We start from the raw sequence: 21,383 nt of genomic DNA on the forward strand, positions 1-21,383 counted from the left end.
ATCAACAGCGTTTTGATACTGTCCAGAGACGTTGAATGGATTGGCGCAGGGGTAAACAGGTATTTTTCAAGATTTAAATCCTTCGATATTAAAAAGAGTAGTGTTACATGTGCTTTTGTGGTTTTGATCCTGCTGACAACTTTTAGTTTTCGCCAGAATCAGGAAGTGGATAGGAGAAAGGCTGTGGACGATTGGTACTGCAGGAAACTGGATACGTTACAATCGGCGATGCTCCGACTCGAATCCATGTCCCGGGCGAAAGCATCCCAGGGCGACCTGAAACAACAATTTCTTAGGATGAGACTTTCATTTAAACGATTATCCATTCTCACTGATTATTTTAACATCTACCATACAAAACTCTGGAACGGCCCGGCTATACCGAGGATAGAAGATGACAGCCCGCATCGCATTATCGAACCCCATGGATTTCAAAAACTTGAGGAGATCATTTGGGAAGACGGAGAAGTTGATCAGCCCGCAGTGCTGGAGGAAATGAAATACCTTCTTTCCGTTGTTGATGTTTTGAAAGCTGAACCCGACCGGGTGAATAAGTTCAGGAACCCGGAAATGTGGGACGCTTTTCGACAGCACCTGGTGAGGCTAAGCAGTCTTGGAATTTCGGGTTTTGATTCTCCTGTTGCGTTATTATCGATCGATGAAGCGGATGCAGGACTTTCGGGTTTGCTCGAACTTACAGAGCTATATTCTCCGGAACTCTGTTGCGACAGAGCAGCGTTATTGCGGAAGCTGAAGAAAGAAATTGCAGATAGCCGAAGTTTCCTGAAAGCCGCGAAAAGTTTCGACTCTTTTGACCGCTTGACATTTTTACGCGAGTATATCAATCCTCTCGCAGACAGGTACCGCCTGTTAACAGATACGCTCGGATATCAATTGCCTGCAGGAAGAAGATCATTGAATCAGTCTGCAGGAAACATTTTCGCAAAGGCCGCTTTTGATATCAATTTTTATTCACCGAATCAACGATACCAGGTTACAGATGAAAGGATTGTACTTGGCAAAAAGCTCTTTTCAGATAAAAGATTATCAGGTACAGGGACACGTTCCTGCGCGAGTTGTCATCAGCCTTCAAAAGCCTTTACCGATGGTTTACCAAAAGCATTGTCGCTTGATAATGTAAATTCTGTTGGTCGCAATACTCCGACATTATGGAACGCCGCCTTTCAAACAAAACAGTTTTATGATTCAAGGCAGACGATGCTGGAGTTTCAGGTAAGTGATGTGGTCCATAATGTGCAGGAGATGAAGGGTAAGCTAGATGCAATCGCGCAAACGATGACGGGTGATACTGCTTACCTGGAGTTCTTCAGAAAAGCATATCCTGCAGACGCTGTTCCTGTTTCTGCTTTTACTATTGCCAATGCAGTATCGAGCTACATACGATCATTGACCTCCTTTGATTCAAAATTTGATCGCTATATACGAAAGGAATCGGCCCAGTTTTCCGCCTCAGAAAAGAATGGATTCAATTTATTTATGGGCAAAGCGAAATGTGGTACCTGTCATTTTACGCCGTTGTTTAATGGATTGACACCGCCCCAGTTTTCAGAATCCGAATCGGAAGTTCTCGGTGTACCGGAATCGACAGGAAAGCCCGCAAAACTCGACCAGGACAGTGGAAAGTATAAATTCTCACACGCCACAGTTCATCTTTTTGCTTTTAAAACGCCGACACTCAGAAACATAGCATTGACAGCTCCTTATATGCATAACGGCATATACAGGACTTTAGAAGAGGTCGTGGATTTTTACAATGATGGAGGTGGAGCAGGCCTGGGAATCGCACCTGAAAATCAAACGCTGCCAACGGATAAACTTAATCTGACCAAAAAGGAGAAGAAAGATCTGGTATTGTTTATGAAAACTCTAACGGATACCTCTACACTAAAAAAAGTTATCCGGTAAAATCTTCTGCTATTCATAATTAAGAAACCAGGCAGGATCTTCATTGAAAATGTAGGTCGCCTGTTTCTCGCGATCATGCCAGGGAAAATGGTGTTTTAAGTAGTATTCATTCAGTACAAGCTGGTCATTGGTCGGAAGAGAATAATTTTCCAGCTCTGAAAGAACGATCATGTAATGGACCTGCACGATGAGTCGTGAATATCCTTCATACAAATTTTTCATAAGGTTCGGATTAAAACGGGTATGTGGAAAACGCAACAGGCCTCTGAATATTTCTGCATTTAAATGAGTCCGACCTTATATAAAAATCAACCATTTGCTGATCAGATTATTATCATTTTAACTATATGAAATGGGCTGGTGGAATATTTTCAGATCCTACGAAAAAGCATTTTTAAGGCTGTTTTAAGCGATAGGATTTAATTTGCACTTATAAAAATCAGGAGGCTCTCCGGCAATGAAGATTTTATTACTTGAAGATGACTATGAATTGGCAGCTGAGGTATCCGGGTTTTTGAAAGCCAGGCAGTTCAGCTGTGATGTGGTTTATGATGGCCTGTTGGTGATGAAGCAACTGTCACTACAAAGCTATGATATTGTGTTGCTGGATATCAACGTACCGGGAATCAATGGTTTTGAAGTTTGTGCGCATATAAGGAAGCAGGATAAAAAAATTCCAATCCTTATGCTGACTGCATACGATGCTATCGATGATAAATTGAAAGCTTTCAATACCGGTGCAGACGATTACCTGGTTAAACCTTTTCATTTTGAAGAATTGCTTGCAAGACTCAACTCTTTATTGCGCAGAAAAGAGATGCCGCAATCCCAGGAGCAGGTCATCGGGATTCATGATTTGATCATCGATCTTGATAACAAACAGGTTAAAAGGGGAGATTTTGAAATTTCACTCACTCCAAAAGAATTTAAGTTGCTTACCATTCTGGCGGAAGCGAAAGGGCGCACTTTGTCAAAACAGTTTATTGCACAAAAGCTGTGGGATTATCATATCGAAACGAGCCAGAACACCATTGAAGTTTACATCAATTTCCTTCGCAATAAAATAGACCGTAATCATGAAGTAAAGCTGATCCATACCAAAGTGGGCTTTGGATATTACCTAAATGAGCGCCAATGACCCTCAAAAAAAGGATCGCGTTTTTTATAAGTCTGTTGTTTACTATACTGTTTGGTGTAGTTGCTGTCATCATCCTCACGCTGTTCTCTTATTTCAGAAAAGAAGAGTTCCGTCAGCGATTAGAGGAGAAGGCATTGTCCACTATTAAACTGCTCACCGAGGTAAAACAGGTGGATAAGCAATTGCTTAAAGTAATAGATCAGAATTCAATTAACAGGTTATACAATGAAAAGACACTGGTCTTTGATGCGGGTTACCATCTTATTTATACCAGCCTGGATGATGCAAAAATCAACTGGACGAGCGCCGATCTTGAATACCTGAAAAAACACAAAACATTTTTTAAGCATGATGGTGAATATGAGGTATACGGAGTTTTCTATGATACAAACAATGAAGACTACTACGCTCTCATCTCTGCCAATGATAATTACGGAAAAAGAAATCTGAAGTTTCTGATCTGGCTCGTATCTGCGGCTTATGTGGTTTTTGTATTTCTTGCCTGGCTGTTGACTTTTTATGCCGTACGAAAACTCTTCCGGCCATTGGATGACCTTCATTTGAAGATCAGCCAGATCAATGAACGAAGCCTTGCCACAAGAATACATACAAACAATAAATCAAAAAACGAAATAGATCTGATTGGTACTGAATTTAATCTGATGATGGACCGTATCGAAAACTCCTACGACAAGCAGAAAGAGTTTACGGCACAGGCATCACATGAACTCAGAACGCCGTTGGCTAAGATTTCAGCGCTGGTAGAAAATGAAATGGCAAACACTGAGAAAGAAAAATCCTACAGACTCAAATTAATTCTTCAGAATATAAATCTTATATCAGAACTAATTGATTCATTATTGGTGCTCTCGAGATCCGAAATGCTTCATTCATCATCAAAAGAAAAAGCACGGGTTGACGAAGCTATTTACAACAGCATAGAAAAGGTGCATGCGGAATTTAACCAGTTTAAAGTAAATCTTGAGTTTGATGATGCTGAAAATATGGAAGAATTGCTGCAGGTGGAATGCAACCAATCACTGTTAGAAATTGCCGTTTCAAATCTATTGAAGAATGCTTTTCAATATTCTGATAATGGTCTTGCAGTCGTAAAGTTGAGGAAGACAGATGATCATCTTCAGTTATGCATCAGCAATTCAGGAATACTTTTAACTGAGCAGGAAAAAGAAAAACTCTTTGAACCGTTTGCACGCGGAGGAAATTCAAGGAACAAACCTGGGTTGGGTCTTGGTCTCCGTATCGCTGACAGAATTCTTACTGCTTATGGATTCAGTATATTTTACAGAAATGAGAATGCAGTAAATGAGTTTGTTATTGACTTCTGAAAATTTTTAAGCGCTTTTTAAGTGAGATCTTAAGGCGGCTTAAAGACGGCTACATTCTTTTTGCAGCAGAATTGTAGCGGTGAAAAAATCAATATCCTTATACTTCTTTTTTTGTTTTTGTTCTCTGTCAATCGTGTTTGCCCAAAAACAATTGACGATTGAACAATGCGAAACATTCTTCCTGAAAAATAACTTTCTGCTCATAGCTGAGCAATACAATATAGTGGCATCCCAAGCTGGAGTTGTGCAGGCGGCCATCTGGGAGCAACCTTACTTTAATGCTGAATTCAACTTTGTCAATCCGGAAGCCGGGGCGGTTTTTGATGTCGGTAAAAACGGACAGAAAGCGTTTGCCATACAGCAGCTGATTTATCTTGGAGGGAAAAAGAAGTCGGAAATAGCATTGGCAAGATCCAACCAGGCCATTGCAGAAATGGAATTTGAACAACTGGTGAGGCAATTGAAATTTGAAATTGCTACCAGTTTTTATACGCTTTTTTTTGAAATCAACAAAGCAAGCAGCATTGAAGAGCAATTACAGAATGTTGATCGGTTAACGGATGCATATGCGGAGCAGGTAAAAAGAGGAAACATTGCACTAAAGGACCTGGTCAGACTTCAATCTCTTTCTCTTAATATTAAAAGTCAGCTGTCTGCGATCAGGCAGAATATCTTCCAGGCACAATCCAATCTTAAACTATTAACAGGTCTGGATTCTTTGATAGTACCTGCCGGAGGAGAACAGATATCAGATGAAGATTTTGTAAAAGTATTGTCCTACAATTCTGATCAGATCAAAGAACGCGCGATCGGGAAAAATACAGAGATCCTTATTGCAGAAAAAATGGTTGCAAATGCGGAACTATATCTGCAATGGCAGAAAACGTTAAATACACCTGATCTGACCCTGGGGCCTTCATATGATCAGCGAGGCGGTGCTTTTGCGAACCAGGTAAATATGAATCTTGGGATTTCATTGCCTTTCTGGCGCCGGAACAGGGGAAATATCAGCATTGCAAAAGCGCAGTCAATACAGTCTTCAGTATTAAAAGACCACAAGACACTCGAACTGAAGACAAAGATTGATAATACAATCAATAATCTTTTGCATCAGCAACAGCTATACAAAAATTTCGGCCCCGAAATTCTTCCCAATGCTGAACTGGTTTACCGGGGCATGCTTGCAAATTTTCAAAAGCAGAATATATCGCTGATTGAGTTCACGGATTTCATAGAGAGTTATAGTCAGAGCATTCTATTGATAAACGAGATAAAAAAGCAGATTGTTCTCTTTGGAGAGGAGCTGAATTTTCTCGTAAATGAAAAACTTTTTTAATGAACAGATTTTTGATTCTATATGCTGCATTTGTAATTGCGGGATGTAGTGATGAGAAATATAAGGAGGAACAACATCAGAGTTTCGCGATGAGTGAGAAAATGATGTCGACGACAGAAACTGTTCCGGCCAGAAAAGAACAGCTGCGAAATGCTTTGAGTTTCTATGGAAGAATCACTGCCGACAATAACAAAATGATCGAAGTGTATCCTGTTGTTGGTGGAAATGTGACAAAGGTTTTCGTGGAATTGGGTGATTATGTGCAACGTGGTCAATTGCTGGCAACGATCAGAAGTACCGAAGTGGCAGGGTATGAAAAAGAACTGGATGATGCAAGGAACGATGTCGTGGTTTCTTCGAAAAATTTAAAAGTGGCTGAGGAATTGTTCGATGGTAAACTCAATACCGAGCGAGATGTACTGGAAGCACAAAGCAATCTGAAAAAAGCGGAGTCACAGCTAAAGCGCATCAACCAGACGTATAGCATTTACAATATAAGGCCTGGTGCCACTTATGAAGTGAGATCGCCTTTGAATGGCTATATCATTCAAAAGAATATCAACGAAGCGATGTTGCTCCGTAACGATCGCTCAGATAATATTTTCGATATCGCTGAAATAAACGATGTCTGGGTACTGGCGAATATCAACGAAAGTGATATCCATCTCATAAAACTCGGTATCGATGCGGAGGTCACCACATTGAGTTATCCGGATAAAGTTTTTTACGGGAAGGTTGATAAGATTTTCAACATCATCAACCCCGAAACAAAAGCCATGCAGGTGAGAATAAAGCTGACCAATGAAAACAATATGCTCAAACCTGAAATGCGCGCCAATATCAGGCTCACTTATTCCGAAAATAAAGAGATGATTGCCATTCCTTCTTCTGCCATCATTTTCGATAAGAGCAAAAATTTCGTGATGGTATTCAGGGACCGCAACAACATAGAAACACGCCAGGTGGAAGTGTTTCGCCAGTTGGGTGACAGATCTTATATCACATCAGGACTTGCGGCTGATGAGTTGGTAATGACAACCAACCAACTGCTTATTTATGATGCTTTAAATGATTGATCATGACGAAGTTTATCAGGGGCATCATTTCATTTTCCCTGCGTAATAAGGCGTTTACATTTTTCTGGGTAGCAGTACTAGTCATTTCGGGAGTTGTTGCATTGAGAAGTATGCCGATAGAGGCGTTTCCGGATGTCACCAATACGCAGATCATAATTGTTACTGAATGGAATGGAAGAAGTGCGGAAGAAATTGAGCGATTTGTCACAACACCGATAGAGATTTCGATGAATCCGGTGCAGCGGAAAACAAGTGTCCGCAGCATAACGATGTTTGGGTTGAGTGTTATCAAAATCATCTTCGATGATGGCGTTGAAGATTTTTTTGCACGACAGCAGATCAGTAATCTTCTTCAGAATATTTCTCTGCCAGAAGATGTCAGCCCGGAAATTCAACCTCCCTATGGTCCGACGGGTGAAATTTTCAGGTATGTACTGAAAAGTGAAAGCAGGGATACGCGCGATCTGCTCACTATTCAGAATTGGGTCATCGATCGGCAGTTGCGTGCAGTGCCGGGCGTTGCAGATGTAGTTGCGTTTGGTGGCCAGGAGAAAATCTATGAGATCAGCGTGGACCCGAATAGGTTATCGAAATACGATATAACTCCACTGGAAGTGTATGAAGCTGTGAATAAAGGAAACCTGAACGTTGGTGGAGATGTGATCGAAAAGAATGGGCAGGCATATGTAGTACGCGGCGTTGGTATGCTGGGTTCGATTGCAGATATCGAAAACATCATTGTAAAAGAATTGGGTAGCAATCCTGTGCTGATCAAAAACCTTGCTGAGGTAAATGAAGGTTCATTACCGAGGGTTGGACAGGCAGGAATGGATGAACAGGATGATGTAGTTGAAGGCATTGTCGTGATGCGCAAAGGTGAAAATCCGAAGGAGATATTGGCGCGGGTAAAAGAGAAAATTCATGATCTGAATGAACGAGTGTTACCCGGTGATGTTAAAATGGAAACATTTTACGATCGCGATAACCTGATGAATTTTACTACAAAGACGGTAATGCATAATGTTATCGAAGGCATTGTACTCGTGACGTTGATTGTATTTCTTTTTATGGCCGACTGGCGAACAACAGTCACCGTATCGATCATTATACCGCTTTCACTTTTATTCGCGTTGCTTTGTCTCAAGCTCAAGGGAATGAGTGCGAATCTTCTTTCGCTCGGAGCTGTTGACTTTGGTATCATCATCGATGGTGCCGTGGTGATGGTGGAAGGAATTTTTGTGGCGCTGGATCATATTGCATCAGAACGGGGAATGCAGGTGTATAATAAGCTCGCCATCGGAAGTGTGATCAAAAAATCCGGAACGGAAATGGGAAAGGCCATTTTCTTTTCCAAGCTGATCATCATCATGGCCCTGCTGCCGATTTTTTCTTTTCAGAAAGTAGAAGGAAAAATGTTTTCGCCACTGGCGTATACACTTGGGTTTGCTTTGCTGGGGGCATTGTTGTTTACGCTCACCCTGGTTCCCGTATTGTGTCATATCCTGCTGAACAAAAATGTAAGAGAAAAACACAATCCATTTGTCAGGTTCTGGAATCGAATAGTTGAAAAATCTTTTGCTTTTACCTACAGCCATAAGAAGTTGACACTGGTTTCAGCATTCGCCATCATGGGAATCAGTTTTATGTCGGCGAAATTTCTGGGTACTGAATTTCTTCCTCAGTTGAATGAAGGAGCATTGTGGGTGGAAGCAAAAATGCCAATGAGTTACAGCCTGAATGAGACAGTGAAAATGACGGCATCACTTCGCAATGAACTGAATAAATTTCCTGAGGTGAATGGTGTATTGTCACAGGCGGGAAGAAGTAATGATGGTACCGACCCCAGTGGTTTTTATTATGTGCAGATGCAGGTCAATCTGAAGCATAAAGATGACTGGAAAAGAAAAATCAGTGTAGATGATCTGATCCGCGAGATGGACGATTCGCTTTCCAAATACCAGGGTATCGGATACAATTATTCGCAGCCGATTATTGATAATGTTGCGGAAAGCGTGGCGGGTATAAACGCGTCCAACGCTGTGAAAATATTCGGTGATGACCTTCAGAAGCTGGATGAGATTGCCAACCAGGTCATTGGTGAAATAAATAATGTTCATGGAATAAAAGATGTCGGTATTCTACGTAATGTAGGCCAGCCAGAGATCAGTGTTATTCTTGATCGCGAAAAAATGGCCGGTTATGGTGTGAGCATTGCTGATGCGCAGGCGGTGCTGGAAATGGCTTTTGGAGGCAAGACGGCAACGCAGAAATATGAGAACGAAAAGAAATTTGATGTTCGTGTAAGGTACCTGAAAGATTACAGGAAGAATGAGATGGACATGGCTAACCTGAAAGTTCCCACCATTACAGGGATTAAAATTCCACTAAAAGAAATAGCAACGCTTCAACAGGTTACGGGGCCCGCATTTATTTATCGCGACAATACAAAAAGATTTATCGGTGTAAAATTTTCTGTGCGTGACAGAGACCTCGGAAGTACAATCGCTGAAGCGCAGGGTAATGTAAAAAATAATATTATGTTACCTGCAGGATATGATATCGGATGGACCGGAGAATTTGAAAACCAGGTACGCGCAACTTCACGCCTGGCGCAGGTTGTACCGATCAGTCTTGTAGGAATATTTCTTTTGCTGTTTATTATGTTTGGTAATATTAAGGATTCTCTGATTGTGCTGGCAAATGTTCCGTTTGCGATCATCGGCGGCATACTTGCGCTTCATATCACGGGAATCAATTTTGGAATTTCTGCCGGAGTAGGATTTATCGCGCTCTTTGGTATCTGTGTGCAGAATGGTGTGTTATTGATTTCGCAATTCCATCAGAACCTGATGAAGAAAATGCAGATGGACACAGCCATATTTGAAGCAGTGAAATTAAGAACGAGGCCAATTGTGATGACGGCTTTGATGGCATCTATCGGATTACTACCTGCAGCAATCAGTACTGGCATCGGTTCGGAATCGCAAAAGCCATTGGCTGTTGTGATCATTGGTGGACTAATCACCGCAACCATCCTGACCTTACTCGTTTTTCCGATCATTTTTAAAATATTCAACAGATCAGGTAAAGAAGCGTTCAACGTTCAACGTTCAACGTATAACGTTTAACGTAGAACGTTAGTCGTTGATTTTTCCAACCATGTCTGCGGGAATAACCCAGGCATCAAATTCGTCGGGTTTCACATGACCGAGTTTCACTGCCATTTCTTTCAGTGTCGTTCCTTCTTTGTGCGCTTTCTGAGCGATCTCGGCTGCTTTGTAATAACCTATTTTTGTATTGAGAGAAGTAACCAGCATCAAAGAATTCTGCAAATGTTTTTTGATATTCTCTTCGATAGGTTCGATGCCAATTGCGCACTTATCATTAAAGCTTACACAACCTTCGCCGATCAGCCTTGCGCTATGAAGGAAGTTGTAAATCATTACTGGTTTGAATACATTCAGCTCAAAATGCCCGGTTGCACCACCAATATTTATTGCAACATCATTTCCCAACACCTGCGCGCAGATCATGGTAAGTGCTTCGCATTGGGTTGGATTTACTTTACCAGGCATAATCGATGACCCGGGCTCATTATCCGGGATGAATATTTCGCCTATACCACTCCGTGGTCCGGATGAAAGCATCCGGATATCGTTGGCTATCTTCATCAGACTTACAGCGACTGTTTTTAATGCACCATGTGCTTCAACAATTGCATCGTGTGCCGCGAGGGCTTCAAATTTATTTTCAGCAGTAACAAACGGCAAGCCAGTAAGCTGTGCAATATGTTTTGCGACGTTTTCAGAATATCCCGGAGGTGTGTTTATACCCGTTCCGACAGCTGTACCACCAAGTGCAAGTTCTGAAAGATGAGGAAGTGTATTTTTAATTGCTTTTAATCCATGATTCAGCTGCGAAACATATCCTGAGAACTCCTGACCCAGCGTGAGAGGAGTTGCATCCATAAAATGCGTACGTCCGATCTTCACCACTTTGATAAAAGCTTTGCTTTTTGCCTGAAGCGTGTCTCTCAGTTTTTCGATGCCCGGAATAGTATTTTCAATCAGGACTTTGTAAGCCGCAATATGCATGGCTGTAGGAAAAGTATCGTTTGACGACTGTGATTTATTAACATCATCATTCGGGTGCAGGAATTTTTCTTTGTCACTCAGGTGTCCGCCATTAAGAACATGACCGCGATAAGCAATTACTTCATTCACATTCATATTGCTTTGTGTACCACTTCCTGTCTGCCATACTACCAGCGGGAAATACTCGTCCAGTTTTCCTTCCAGTATTTCTTTGCTCACTTTGCCGATCAACTCAGCTTTTTCTTTTGAAAGAACACCTGCGTCTAAATTGGTGAGCGCAGCCGCATGTTTCAGATATGCAAATGCACGAATGATCTCCGCTGGCATGCGGTTGATATCCCTGGCAATCTTAAAATTTTCAATACTTCGCTGGGTCTGTGCACCATAATATGCATCAACAGGTACTTTTACTTCACCCATTGTATCTTTTTCAATTCTGTAATCCATACAACTGTTTTATCAGGAATTAATGATGTAAAAAATCAATTGGCTATTTACCACTGAAAACAGGCTTTCTTTTTTCAAGAAAAGCAGCTACGCCTTCTTTCATATCTTCTGTACCAAAACATTCTCCAAAGAGGTGTATTTCTTCAGCAAAACCATCCAGGTTGCGGTCGTAATACGCATTTACCGCTGCAATCACTTTTTCAAGGGCAAGCGGTGATTTTGAAATGATCGTTGACAGTACTTTTCTTACTTCGGAAATCAGGTTTTCCTGTGGGACAATTGCATTAACCAGCCCGGAATTCAATGCCTGTGTTGCGTCAATGATTTCCCCTGTCATAATCCATTGGATTGCTTTTCCTTTACCCACAAGCATCGGCAAACGTTGTGTTCCGCCATAACCCGGGATCAGTCCCAGGTTTACCTCAGGTTGTCCGAATCTGGCATTTTCAGATGCATATCTGAAATGACAGCTCATGGCCAGTTCACAACCACCGCCCAGAGCAAAACCATTGACTGCTGCAACAAATGGTTTCGGGCACTGTTCGATTCTGGAAAAAATATCCTGGCCCTTCTGCGCCAGTGCTTTGCCTTCTTCCGATTGCCTGGTACTGAATTCAGAAATATCGGCACCCGCCACAAACGCTTTTGCTCCTGCCCCTGTAAGTATTACTCCCTTGATTTCTTTATTGGTATAAACTTCATCAATCACTGATGCCAGTTCATCCAGAACTTCGCGATTCAGTGCATTCAGTTTCTCAGGCCGGTTAATTGTTATTGTAAACAAATGATCCTCAAGCGAAGTAAGCAGAACGTTATACATGCGGGATATTTTAAAACAGGAGGTTTAAAAAACGCTGCGAATTTACCATTAAAATAATGGCAGCGAACGTTATCTCCCCCAAAATTAAAAATCTAGAATGGACGATTTTTTTCCACCCAGCTGGAAATATAGTCAGCAATTTCAGTGGTGGGTGTGCCCGGTGCAAACAGATTACCTACGCCGGACGAATAAAGCTCCTGACGGTCACTGTCAGGTATGATACCTCCGCCAGTCAGCAGAACATCGTTTAAACCCTTTTCTTTCATCAAAAGCAGTATGCGACTGAATACAGTCATATGCGCTCCGGAAAGTATGCTGATCCCGATAGCGTCGACATCTTCCTGAAGTGCTGTATTTACCACCATTTCAGGCGTTTGACGAAGGCCGGTGTAAATCACTTCCATTCCGGCATCGCGGAGTGCTGAGGCTATTACCTTAGCACCCCGGTCATGACCATCCAGCCCCACTTTTGCAACGAGTATTCTTATCGGTCTTTTCAGCGCCATATCAATTAAGTGGGTAAAGTTAATATTAGAAATAGCCCAGAGAAGAAGAATCTCTGTAAAAACGCTTTAGATTTTAAAAAAACTAATGTACTTTGTTTTTTTATTTCAATACCTGTAATAGCCTCTGCAATTATCTCGCTCCCTGTTAAAAAGGTCTAACCCACAAATACATTTGTTTTTTTGAGAATAAATCTATAAAACATAGGTTATGAAAATGCCTTCATTTTTATCTGTATGCCGGAAATTATGCACGCTTGCCTTTTTCTCTTTTCTTATTTCTGCTGTGTCTGCACAGGAAGTATACACTAATAAGACGATCCTTGATTTAAAGAGCGCGGGATTGTCAAAAGACGTCATGAAGAACATGATTGCTTCTGCACCCAACTGCAAATTTGAAACGGATGCTCAATCTATCATCAAATTAAAAAAAGCCGGGATTGACGATGAAGTGATCAATGCCATGATAACAAAAATGAATCCACCAGCGGCAACAACGGCAACTGCTACACCGGCATCTGCTGTTAATACAACAGTGCCGGCAACGGGTACTGTCAGCCTCGATATTTTGAAGAAAGAAGGTTCCGGAATATATTATGCTGACAAAGCAGGGATAAGCGAAATAGAACCGACTGTATATTCCGGCAAAAAAACCAGCAGCAGGGCATTGGACAATCTTACCTATGGTTTTGGAAAAAGCACTACGCGAATGACACTGAATGGTAATACAGCAAATGTTTCAGTGAATGAAAAGAAACCGGTTTTCTATTTTGTCTTTAATAAAAGCGATGGTAATCTTAATGACCAGGGATCAGGCTGGTTGCGCGAAGTATCAGGTCCAAACGAGTTTCAGCTCGTGAAAATTATTGTTATAAAAGATAAAAAAACAGGTAAACAAACCGGCCGCGAAATTGAAACACGCGCAGGTAATTATTATTCCGGTACTGAAGAAGGGGTGAGCTCAAAGTTCAAAGTGGATTTCAAAAGGAAAAAACTGGAAGAAGGAATTTACGAGATCACTTTTGATACTGATCTCGAACCAGGCGAGTATTGCTTCATGTATGCAGGAGCCAATGTTGATCTGGGAACAAGAAATCCCAAGGTGTATGACTTCGCTGTTAAGTGAGGTTAACGTTAAACGTTCGAACGTTCAACGTTAAACGTTAAACGTAAGCCTCTGCGGATGATAATTCTTCAGCTAATTGCAAATCTTCGAACATACAAAATTGTAAATATCTGAGCTAACATTTGCGTATAATTTCTATATGCAAATGTTGGCTTAAGATATCTTTTTACGCTGGTCGCGTTTGGGATGTAACTGTAAATTTCAAGTGCTAACGTTTTACGTTCTACGTTCAACCAAGCATTTCAAGTGTTTTCCGGATTCTCGAAATCATCTCAACCCGTCCAATCTTTTCCGCAATTTCAAAAACGGGCGGACCGAATTTTCCTCCTACCAACATAACGCGAAGGGGTAACTGAAGTTCTCCTGCTTTGATATTTTTTGAAGCTGCAAGCGTTTTGAATTCCTGTTCGATAACAGGGAATGACCAGTCACTGATCATAGAGAGAGAATCGGAGAAGGATTCAAAGAAAACTTTTTTATCAGCATTCCATTTCGATTGGATTGCTGGAAGATCCCATGAAGCAGGAGCTTTGAAAAAGAAACTTCCCTGTTCCCAGAAGTCACTGATAAGGGTACAACGATCTTTCACCAGCGTAATCATCATCAGTAATTGATCGTCAGGAACTGTAACTCCTTTGACTTCAAAAACAGATTTCACTTTGTCAAGCAGGTCATCAGCGGAAGATCTTTTTATCCATTCGTGATTGTACCATTTCGCTTTTTCAAAATCGAATTTTGCGCCACCTTTATGTACGCGTGAAAGTGAAAATGTTTCACAAAGTTCATCAAGACTGAAGAGTTCTTTTCCCGTACCATCGTTCCACCCCAGCATGGCAAGCATGTTGATAAAAGCCTCATCAAGAAATCCCAGTTCCCTGAAACCACTGGTAAGCTCTCCTGTTTTCGGATCTGTCCAATCCATGGCATAAACAGGAAATCCTAAACGATCGCCATCTCTTTTGCTCAACTTCCCATGTCCATCGGGTTTCAGGATCAAAGGCAGATGTGCCCATTCCGGCATATCTTTTTCCAAGCCCAGGTATTTCCAGAGCATGATATGGACTGGTGCAGATGGGAGCCATTCTTCGCCGCGGAAAACCTGCGTGATTTTCATCAGGTAATCATCAACGACAACGGCAAGGTGATAGGTCGGCATACCATCGGCTTTGAGCAGTACCTTGTCATCGACTGTTGATGTATTAAAACTCACTTCGCCGCGTATCAGGTCGTTGAATTCAACTGTTTCATTTGCAGGCATTTTAATACGAATCACATGCGCGGCATTGGATTTTAAAAGTGCGTCTGTCTCATCTGCCGGAAGTGACAGAGAATTGCGCATTTTATCCCTGATGTGCTGATCGTATTGAGGCGACGGATTTTGTTCAGTTTTAAAACTGATACGCATCTGATCAAGCTCCTCCGGAGTATCAAATGCATAGTAGGCAAAACCTTTCTTCACAAGGTCTTCCGCATATTTCCTGTACATCGGCTTTCTTTCACTCTGGCGATAGGGACCATAATCCCCGCCCTTTTCCGGACTTTCATCCGGCTCCAGGCCGCACCAGCGCAGGCAATCCATGATGTATTGTTCAGCCCCAGGCACAAAACGTGTCTGGTCGGTATCTTCAATGCGAAGGATGAATTTTCCCTCGTGTTTCCTGGCATACAGATAGTTATACAATGCAGTTCTCACGCCGCCGAGGTGTAGGCCGCCGGTCGGACTGGGTGCAAATCTTACTCTGATCGTTTTTTCTGACATGGCCCAAAAATAAGATAGTTCGCAGTTGGAAAAGACGGTTAGTAGTTGTTCGTTCTTCGTTGATCGTTTTTCGTTATGAAATAAGAATTATCTCCGGAATAGCCTGATTTTGTGAATTTGGCTTTTAATAGAGTTTTACCGGCTTAAGGCTTCAGCTCCTGACTCCTGTCTACCGACTATCTTTGACGATGTTTTATCCCGTCCTGACTCCACGCTGGCTTCAGAGAATATATCCGTCCTGTGTGTGGAAAATGCCGGCGGCTAACAATAAGGTATACCTGACTTTTGATGACGGACCTCATCCGGAGATTACCCCCTTTGTCCTTGATTATCTGAGGAGTTATGAAATGAAAGCGACTTTCTTCTGCATCGGTAATAACGTTCAGCAATACCCGGATGTTTTTGACCAGGTAAAAGCAGAAGGGCATTCCATTGGAAATCACACATACAACCATTTCAATGGCTGGAAAACCAAAGACGGCAGTTATTTCGAAAATATTATCAAAGCGCACGAATTGATGAAGACAGATCTTTTTCGTCCTCCCTATGGCCGTGCTACGCATTTTCAGATGAATAGTCTTATAAATTCTCCGGCACAAATGAAGGTGATTATGTGGACCGTATTGAGTGGAGATTTTGATCCATCCCTTACCAAAGAAGCTTGTTTGAAAAATGTAACGGACAATTTAGTGCCGGGAAATATCATTGTTTTTCATGACAGCAAAAAAGCAGAAGAGAAATTAAAATATGCGTTACCGTTAGTGCTGGAATTGATGAAAAAAAACGGTTTAAAGAGCGAGAAAATTTCCTTTAAAAACGCCTGAAACCTGCTGTGGTACTGGCTTAAAAAAATTTGGGCCTGGGTAGACACCCTGGCCCGTTTTTAATCCGTACCCTATGAAAACTTTGTGGAAGGTACAACTCTTTTTTATTTATGCAATATTTTTTTAACGCAACGTTATGGTTTTTGAATCCCCATTTACCGTAAGGTTTGCCGAATTATCGCAAGCGCCATTTCCGAAATCCAGGGAACCAACGGTATTGTTTACCCTAATTTCCACTTTGCCTGAAACCAACCAGTGACAGGTCATTTTTTTAGTCAGCAGGTGGGTAATTTCTGAAGTCCAGTTTACACCTGTTGAAGTCGATCCGGCTGACTGACCGTCAAGAGTGTACACATCATCCCATGGAAAAAAAGCCGTTCCATTTCCTTCCGTTTGGGTGAACACCCTTTCACTGTTCCAGTTCCACCATTTGCCTGATTGTAAGTTGGTGACTTTCGCAAGTTCGACCCTGGTTGAAAAGCTTTTTTGGTTAGTGCCTGCTATTGCACTGTTTATAAGTGTATGTTTCCCTTCAATGGAAAAACTATCGATTGAATAATTCTCAAAACTGGTAACTACCTGGTTGCCCGGCACATGAAGTCTTCCGGAATAGGTAAAAATGATTTTTCCTTTCCTTACATGTCCCCCGGCATCACACCCGCTTCCAAAGTCCAGCGTAACGGTTTTTGGAAAAACACCTTTTTCTTTTGGGGTGACCGTTACCGTAAAGCAGCGTGTCGCGGTTCGGGCACGGGGATCGGAATTTATCGATCTGGAGAAAATACCGGCACCTGTTGAGCCATAAATACCGATCTCCTCGCCTGCCGTTACATCGTCAACCCCGGCAGCGTCATCAAAAACAGTACTAAAACTGGCTTCGAGCATTTGCTCGTCGGCGGTGGCGGTAGCAACGGCTTTGGCGTCATTTGGGTTTGAACCCGACTTATCCTTTTGACAGGAACTCAACAAAATAGTTCCGGAAATGATCATGGAAATAATCCGCAGTGAGTGATCTGATTTCATTTTCATAATAGGTAGTTTATTTTTAGGAATTTTGCATTTTCCAGCCTTTTCGACCCGGCCCGACGAATGGAGTTTAATGGTTGCATGGATATTTCTAAAAGAAAATTAAAATTCCCAAAAAATGACCGAGCTGATTGATACGCATTGTCATCTCTATTCAGATGATTTTAAAGAAGATATAGCAGCAGTAATAGCACGGTCCAGGGCGAATGGTGTTAAATCGATTTATATGCCTAACATTGACCAATCCAGTATCGGGGGTATGCTGGCGTTGGAAAAATCATATCCTGGATATTGCATTCCCATGTTAGGCCTGCACCCAGTTTATGTAAAGGAAGATTTTGAAAAGCAGCTTACAGCTATGGAAAAGCTGCTAACCGAGAGGAGGTTTGTTGCCATTGGAGAGACCGGACTCGATTTTTATTGGGACACGCAGTTCTCGGAACAGCAATTCATTGCGTTGGCGAGGCAAATGGAATGGGCAAAAAACCTGGGTATACCGATCATTTTGCATTGCCGGAAATCTCTTGAGGAAACCATTCATGAAGTAAAACAGTCGCAGGATGGACGTTTGAAGGGGATTTTCCATTGTTTCAGCGGTTCTGCTGACCAGGCACGTCAGGTGATAGATCTGGGCTTTCATCTCGGGATTGGTGGAGTACTGACTTTTAAAAATGGGGGAATCGACCAACTGGTGAAAACAATTGACCCGCGGCGGCTGGTACTCGAAACGGATGCGCCTTACCTGGCGCCGGTTCCGCACCGCGGAAAACGAAACGAACCCGGGTATCTGAAACTCGTTGCCGAAAAGCTCAGCGAGGTAACGGAAACCCCCTGGGAACAGGTTGCTGAGAACACTACGAGGAATGCGGAAGAATTATTCGGTGTAGCGGGATAGATATCTTATTTTTGCTGCCCTTTTTACAACCAAAGCGGCTGGCTTTCAGCCAGGATTTTTTTGATTTTCCAACCGGAGGAGTGCAGGAGTGGTTGAACTGGCACGCCTGGAAAGTGTGTATGTCGGAAACGGCATCAAGGGTTCGAATCCCTTCTCCTCCGCGAGTTTTTTAGTAAAGCGCAATGCTGGCAGGCATCTGCGCTTTTTTGCGTTTTATCACTAAAAAATGGTAACATTTTTTCCTCGTGCAGTACTTAGGGACTGCCGATTAAATGAGAACCAGCTGCGTTCTTCGTTCATTATTGTTCGTTGAACTGCTGCATTTTGCCGAAACGCAGAATGAATGGATAAGAAATTTAACTGAAAGTTGAAACAAACCCGGTGCAAGGAATTTCACACTTTGGCCTTTAATTCCGTACAGGCGCTGACACCAGTTAATATTGAATGGGTTCGCACATAAAGGCCATACTTAGGAAACCAATATTTGCGTCCTTTCTGAATTCTTATAAACAATAGACAACCTGGAATTTAACAACGGCTACTGAACAAAACAGAAAGATTTCAAATTGCCCCATAAAAAATGGACAACAGCGGAAAATAAAATCTACAACTATATCCTTACTATATCCCGATTAGACAGATGAAATTAGCGTTTCCCGTATTTGATAATAACATTTGAGTTGAATGATTTATCAGTCCCGACAGACAGCTTTTATTATGAGGTATCTGACAGACGCTCCAACCATGGGGAAAGGTATAGGACATACTTTGATAGAAAAAAGTAATATCCTATTGTAATAGTATTGTTGGAAGCTATAGGTCCTGTGATACTTGATAATTTCAACGGGTTAACATGTACAGAAATATTTTGGAACATGTCCAAAGACGTTATACAGACACACCTTTTGTTAGTGAAACTCACTATTTGATAAACCGGTTTCGACCATTAATCGTTAATCCTCAGAATAGGCACAAGCCAGATTTTTACTTTACCATCATCCGAAACTCTTCTGAGCGGAAAGATATCGGGAGAGAAATCGTTACTAAAGGGGGGATATGGTCGGTGAGTCTTGGGAAAATATTTGGATTGATCTTAGTTATCTCAAAGCGGATACAATAGATTAGCATCATCCCAAAAGCGTTGAAAGTCAAAATTTACTTACTTTCAGAAGTACAATATTTCAGACGTGAGCTGTACAACTTGCTTACAAAATAATAGAAGCCCGTTAAAGTTGTTCGAGAAAACGCCTCATTTTTAGTCTTGTCTTTATATCGGGAAGTGGGTCACTACCAGCAAACATGTTTGTTTTGACATTTGCAGGCACAGAAGTTCCGGGAATTACACAGGTAATCGCTGGATGACTGATGATATATTTCAAAAAGTATCCTGCCCAGTCTGTAATTCCAAATTCGGTTGCCCATTCGGGTAAGGATATATTTTTTGTTATCGTAAACAATCTCCCTTTATCAAAAGGTTCATTAGCAATTACCGAGACATTATTTTCAAGGCAAGCCTTTAGTAATGAGTTTTCAGCATCGGGCACACCAATAGAATAATTTACCTGTACAAAATCAATTTTTTCTGATGTTACGATGGATTGCAGTTGATTATGCGATGCAACTGTGTAATGCGTAATTCCGGTGTATCGTATCACTCCTTCCTCTTTAAAACTGTTGAGTGTTTTCAGATGTGTCTTCCAGTCCTGCAAATTATGAATCTGCATTAGATCCAACTTTTTGCGTTGCATCTTTTTTAAACTATTATGAATCTGTTGTTTCCCGTTTTCTTCACCAGTCGTCCAGATTTTACTTGCATAGAAAAAATCATCAGCCAATCCGGTAGCCTGCGAGGTAACGCCAACCACGGTTTCAGCACGACCATACATCGGTGAACAATCGATCAGCCGTCCGCCGAATGCGTGCATAGTTTCAAGCACTTCATTCAGATTATTAACAGCATCAGAGTCGTGCACGTCAAACTGTTGCCACGTACCCAATCCAATAACCGGTAATTTTTCTCCTGTACTAAGAATATTCCTGGAAATCATATATGAATCAAAAATGCTGTACTATTAAATCAATCAATTATTCTTAACAGCATTGGTCGCGTATTGTTCATAAATTTTGTCAACCCGTGACTTATCAGCGTAAGTACCATTATAAACAATGATACGATACCTGAGCTTGTATTTTTTTCCTGGTTCGAGAACCCAGTCTTTATTTTTTGTTGGTGAAAAATTGATAAACACATCTCCGTCGCCATTTGAATCTTCCGGCCAGACACGTAACGGTTCCGGGTAATTGTAATTCTGAGGATGAGCGAACCAGATCATTCCACCGCGATCATTGCCAAGCGATCCTTCGGCCAATACCCATTTTGCAGTTGAGCCATCCGCTTTTTTTCTATCCAACCCTTCAGATGTAAGAACAGTAGAATTGTTTTTATTCCATTGTTTGGTCGCCCGCCATCCAAGACCGCCGTAACTGTATTCTTTCAATATCACTGGACTGTCAGTTGCCGGTACAAGTTCTATATCAAGATCGAAAAAATATTCATTGGTGTTTTTTCCCGGCAGGTAAAAAATAATTGACTGGTATTCTGTCATTATCATTTTTTCCTGGAAGTTTTCTTTTGATCCGGTGTTTACAATGTGCTGAAGTTTCGCAGTGAATGCGGCTTCTTTTTTTCCTTCGTGAATTTTGGAGAAACTTTCGAATCGTACGAAGCCTTTTCTGTCGGCAAGATTCCACAGGTCATATTCTTTTCCCTCGTATAGAACTTTTGTCCAGGGATTCCATACGCCATAATGATGATAATGATCGGCCGGGTTTATTTCAGTCAATACCTGACCATGAGGTGTATTAACCGGATGAATATATCCACTTCGTCTGTAAAAACTATCAACGCCAGCAGGTGGATAATGTATCGCATACTGAAAGCCAACCAGCTGCTTTCCGTAGGCAGAAAAAAACAATACGCCGTCTTTTTTTGTAAATTTTAAATTTTGTGCTTCTGTATCGACAAACAAAAGTACAGCAGTAATAAGGAAGGCAAGCTTTCGCATAA

Annotated in this window: 17 protein-coding genes and 1 tRNA gene; 10 read left to right on the forward strand and 8 right to left on the reverse strand. The window is 41.6% G+C overall.

Going from position 1 to position 21,383, the window contains the following annotated elements; genetic code table 11:
- The first annotated feature begins 12 nt into the window (after positions 1 to 12).
- A complete protein-coding gene (locus P2W82_RS12385; RefSeq protein WP_336516206.1) occupies positions 13 to 1,926 on the forward strand; it encodes a cytochrome-c peroxidase in 1,914 nt (637 codons plus the stop codon).
- 9 nt (positions 1,927 to 1,935) lie between these two features.
- On the opposite strand, the gene P2W82_RS12390 is transcribed toward P2W82_RS12385, so the two are convergent.
- Complete coding sequence (locus P2W82_RS12390; protein ID WP_336516207.1) at positions 1,936 to 2,148, reverse strand: hypothetical protein; 213 nt, start codon at positions 2,146 to 2,148, stop codon at positions 1,936 to 1,938.
- Positions 2,149 to 2,383: 235 nt separating this feature from the next.
- Here P2W82_RS12390 and P2W82_RS12395 point away from each other — a divergent pair, with 235 nt between their 5' ends.
- From P2W82_RS12395 to P2W82_RS12415, 5 genes are all read left to right on the forward strand, one after another.
- Positions 2,384 to 3,064: a response regulator transcription factor gene (locus tag P2W82_RS12395; protein ID WP_336516208.1), complete on the forward strand. Its 681-nt coding sequence runs from the start codon at positions 2,384 to 2,386 to the stop codon at positions 3,062 to 3,064.
- Positions 3,061 to 4,410, forward strand: a complete 1,350-nt coding sequence (locus tag P2W82_RS12400) for a HAMP domain-containing sensor histidine kinase (protein ID WP_336516209.1) — start codon at positions 3,061 to 3,063, stop codon at positions 4,408 to 4,410. The genes P2W82_RS12395 and P2W82_RS12400 overlap by 4 nt, the downstream gene beginning before the upstream one ends.
- A gap of 223 nt (positions 4,411 to 4,633) precedes the next feature.
- Positions 4,634 to 5,746, forward strand: a complete 1,113-nt coding sequence (locus P2W82_RS12405; protein ID WP_473741692.1) for a TolC family protein — start codon at positions 4,634 to 4,636, stop codon at positions 5,744 to 5,746.
- On the forward strand, positions 5,746 to 6,822 hold the full coding sequence (locus P2W82_RS12410) for an efflux RND transporter periplasmic adaptor subunit (RefSeq protein WP_336516211.1): 1,077 nt from the start codon (positions 5,746 to 5,748) through the stop codon (positions 6,820 to 6,822). The genes P2W82_RS12405 and P2W82_RS12410 overlap by 1 nt, the downstream gene beginning before the upstream one ends.
- A gap of 2 nt (positions 6,823 to 6,824) precedes the next feature.
- Positions 6,825 to 9,950, forward strand: coding sequence for an efflux RND transporter permease subunit (locus P2W82_RS12415; protein ID WP_336516212.1), 3,126 nt, complete (start codon positions 6,825 to 6,827; stop codon positions 9,948 to 9,950).
- A 9-nt stretch (positions 9,951 to 9,959) separates the two neighbouring features.
- Here the strand turns inward: P2W82_RS12415 and fumC are convergent, their stop codons facing one another.
- From fumC to P2W82_RS12430, 3 genes are all read right to left on the reverse strand, one after another.
- A complete protein-coding gene (fumC, locus tag P2W82_RS12420) occupies positions 9,960 to 11,363 on the reverse strand; it encodes a class II fumarate hydratase (protein WP_336516213.1) in 1,404 nt (467 codons plus the stop codon).
- A gap of 43 nt (positions 11,364 to 11,406) precedes the next feature.
- Positions 11,407 to 12,183: an enoyl-CoA hydratase/isomerase family protein gene (locus P2W82_RS12425; protein ID WP_336516214.1), complete on the reverse strand. Its 777-nt coding sequence runs from the start codon at positions 12,181 to 12,183 to the stop codon at positions 11,407 to 11,409.
- 92 nt (positions 12,184 to 12,275) lie between these two features.
- Positions 12,276 to 12,689 carry a cobalamin B12-binding domain-containing protein gene (locus P2W82_RS12430; protein ID WP_336516215.1) on the reverse strand — a complete coding sequence of 138 codons (414 nt, stop codon included), beginning with the start codon at positions 12,687 to 12,689 and terminating at the stop codon, positions 12,276 to 12,278.
- A gap of 208 nt (positions 12,690 to 12,897) precedes the next feature.
- Between P2W82_RS12430 and P2W82_RS12435 the strand changes: the two genes are divergently transcribed.
- Complete coding sequence (locus P2W82_RS12435; protein ID WP_336516216.1) at positions 12,898 to 13,812, forward strand: hypothetical protein; 915 nt, start codon at positions 12,898 to 12,900, stop codon at positions 13,810 to 13,812.
- A 229-nt stretch (positions 13,813 to 14,041) separates the two neighbouring features.
- Here the strand turns inward: P2W82_RS12435 and gltX are convergent, their stop codons facing one another.
- On the reverse strand, positions 14,042 to 15,571 hold the full coding sequence (gene gltX, locus P2W82_RS12440; RefSeq protein ID WP_336516217.1) for a glutamate--tRNA ligase: 1,530 nt from the start codon (positions 15,569 to 15,571) through the stop codon (positions 14,042 to 14,044).
- A 188-nt stretch (positions 15,572 to 15,759) separates the two neighbouring features.
- On the opposite strand from gltX, the gene P2W82_RS12445 reads away from it, so the two are divergent.
- Positions 15,760 to 16,395, forward strand: a complete 636-nt coding sequence (locus P2W82_RS12445) for a polysaccharide deacetylase family protein (protein ID WP_336516218.1) — start codon at positions 15,760 to 15,762, stop codon at positions 16,393 to 16,395.
- 123 nt (positions 16,396 to 16,518) lie between these two features.
- On the opposite strand, the gene P2W82_RS12450 is transcribed toward P2W82_RS12445, so the two are convergent.
- A complete protein-coding gene (locus P2W82_RS12450) occupies positions 16,519 to 17,424 on the reverse strand; it encodes a hypothetical protein (protein ID WP_336516219.1) in 906 nt (301 codons plus the stop codon).
- Between the two features lie 115 nt (positions 17,425 to 17,539).
- Here P2W82_RS12450 and P2W82_RS12455 point away from each other — a divergent pair, with 115 nt between their 5' ends.
- Both P2W82_RS12455 and P2W82_RS12460 read left to right on the forward strand, forming a co-directional pair.
- Entirely contained in the window at positions 17,540 to 18,316 is a 777-nt protein-coding gene (locus tag P2W82_RS12455; RefSeq protein ID WP_336516220.1) for a TatD family hydrolase, read from the forward strand.
- Between the two features lie 74 nt (positions 18,317 to 18,390).
- Positions 18,391 to 18,477, forward strand: a tRNA-Ser gene (locus P2W82_RS12460).
- A 1,065-nt stretch (positions 18,478 to 19,542) separates the two neighbouring features.
- Here the strand turns inward: P2W82_RS12460 and P2W82_RS12465 are convergent.
- Positions 19,543 to 20,364 (reverse strand): aldo/keto reductase, encoded by an 822-nt coding sequence (locus P2W82_RS12465; protein ID WP_336516221.1) that lies wholly within the window; start codon positions 20,362 to 20,364, stop codon positions 19,543 to 19,545.
- Between the two features lie 33 nt (positions 20,365 to 20,397).
- The gene (locus P2W82_RS12470) at positions 20,398 to 21,381 is read right to left on the reverse strand and encodes a DUF6807 domain-containing protein (protein WP_336516222.1); all 984 of its coding nucleotides are present in this window, start codon (positions 21,379 to 21,381) and stop codon (positions 20,398 to 20,400) included.
- Between the last annotated feature and the right edge of the window lie 2 nt (positions 21,382 to 21,383).

It is taken from the genome of Pollutibacter soli, assembly GCA_029269725.1.
In the GTDB taxonomy this organism is placed as follows: Bacteria; Bacteroidota; Bacteroidia; order Chitinophagales; family Chitinophagaceae; genus Pollutibacter; species Pollutibacter soli.

Coding starts and splice junctions, on each gene's coding strand:
- P2W82_RS12390 (WP_336516207.1), bottom strand. CDS start 2,148: ATGAAAAATTTGTATGAAGGATATTCACGACTCATCGTGCAGGTCCAT.
- P2W82_RS12395 (WP_336516208.1), top strand. CDS start 2,384: ATGAAGATTTTATTACTTGAAGATGACTATGAATTGGCAGCTGAGGTA.
- P2W82_RS12400 (WP_336516209.1), top strand. CDS start 3,061: ATGACCCTCAAAAAAAGGATCGCGTTTTTTATAAGTCTGTTGTTTACT.
- P2W82_RS12410 (WP_336516211.1), top strand. CDS start 5,746: ATGAACAGATTTTTGATTCTATATGCTGCATTTGTAATTGCGGGATGT.
- P2W82_RS12415 (WP_336516212.1), top strand. CDS start 6,825: ATGACGAAGTTTATCAGGGGCATCATTTCATTTTCCCTGCGTAATAAG.
- fumC (WP_336516213.1), bottom strand. CDS start 11,363: ATGGATTACAGAATTGAAAAAGATACAATGGGTGAAGTAAAAGTACCT.
- P2W82_RS12425 (WP_336516214.1), bottom strand. CDS start 12,183: ATGTATAACGTTCTGCTTACTTCGCTTGAGGATCATTTGTTTACAATA.
- P2W82_RS12430 (WP_336516215.1), bottom strand. CDS start 12,689: ATGGCGCTGAAAAGACCGATAAGAATACTCGTTGCAAAAGTGGGGCTG.
- P2W82_RS12435 (WP_336516216.1), top strand. CDS start 12,898: ATGAAAATGCCTTCATTTTTATCTGTATGCCGGAAATTATGCACGCTT.
- gltX (WP_336516217.1), bottom strand. CDS start 15,571: ATGTCAGAAAAAACGATCAGAGTAAGATTTGCACCCAGTCCGACCGGC.
- P2W82_RS12445 (WP_336516218.1), top strand. CDS start 15,760: ATGTTTTATCCCGTCCTGACTCCACGCTGGCTTCAGAGAATATATCCG.
- P2W82_RS12450 (WP_336516219.1), bottom strand. CDS start 17,424: ATGAAAATGAAATCAGATCACTCACTGCGGATTATTTCCATGATCATT.
- P2W82_RS12455 (WP_336516220.1), top strand. CDS start 17,540: ATGACCGAGCTGATTGATACGCATTGTCATCTCTATTCAGATGATTTT.
- P2W82_RS12465 (WP_336516221.1), bottom strand. CDS start 20,364: ATGATTTCCAGGAATATTCTTAGTACAGGAGAAAAATTACCGGTTATT.
- P2W82_RS12470 (WP_336516222.1), bottom strand. CDS start 21,381: ATGCGAAAGCTTGCCTTCCTTATTACTGCTGTACTTTTGTTTGTCGAT.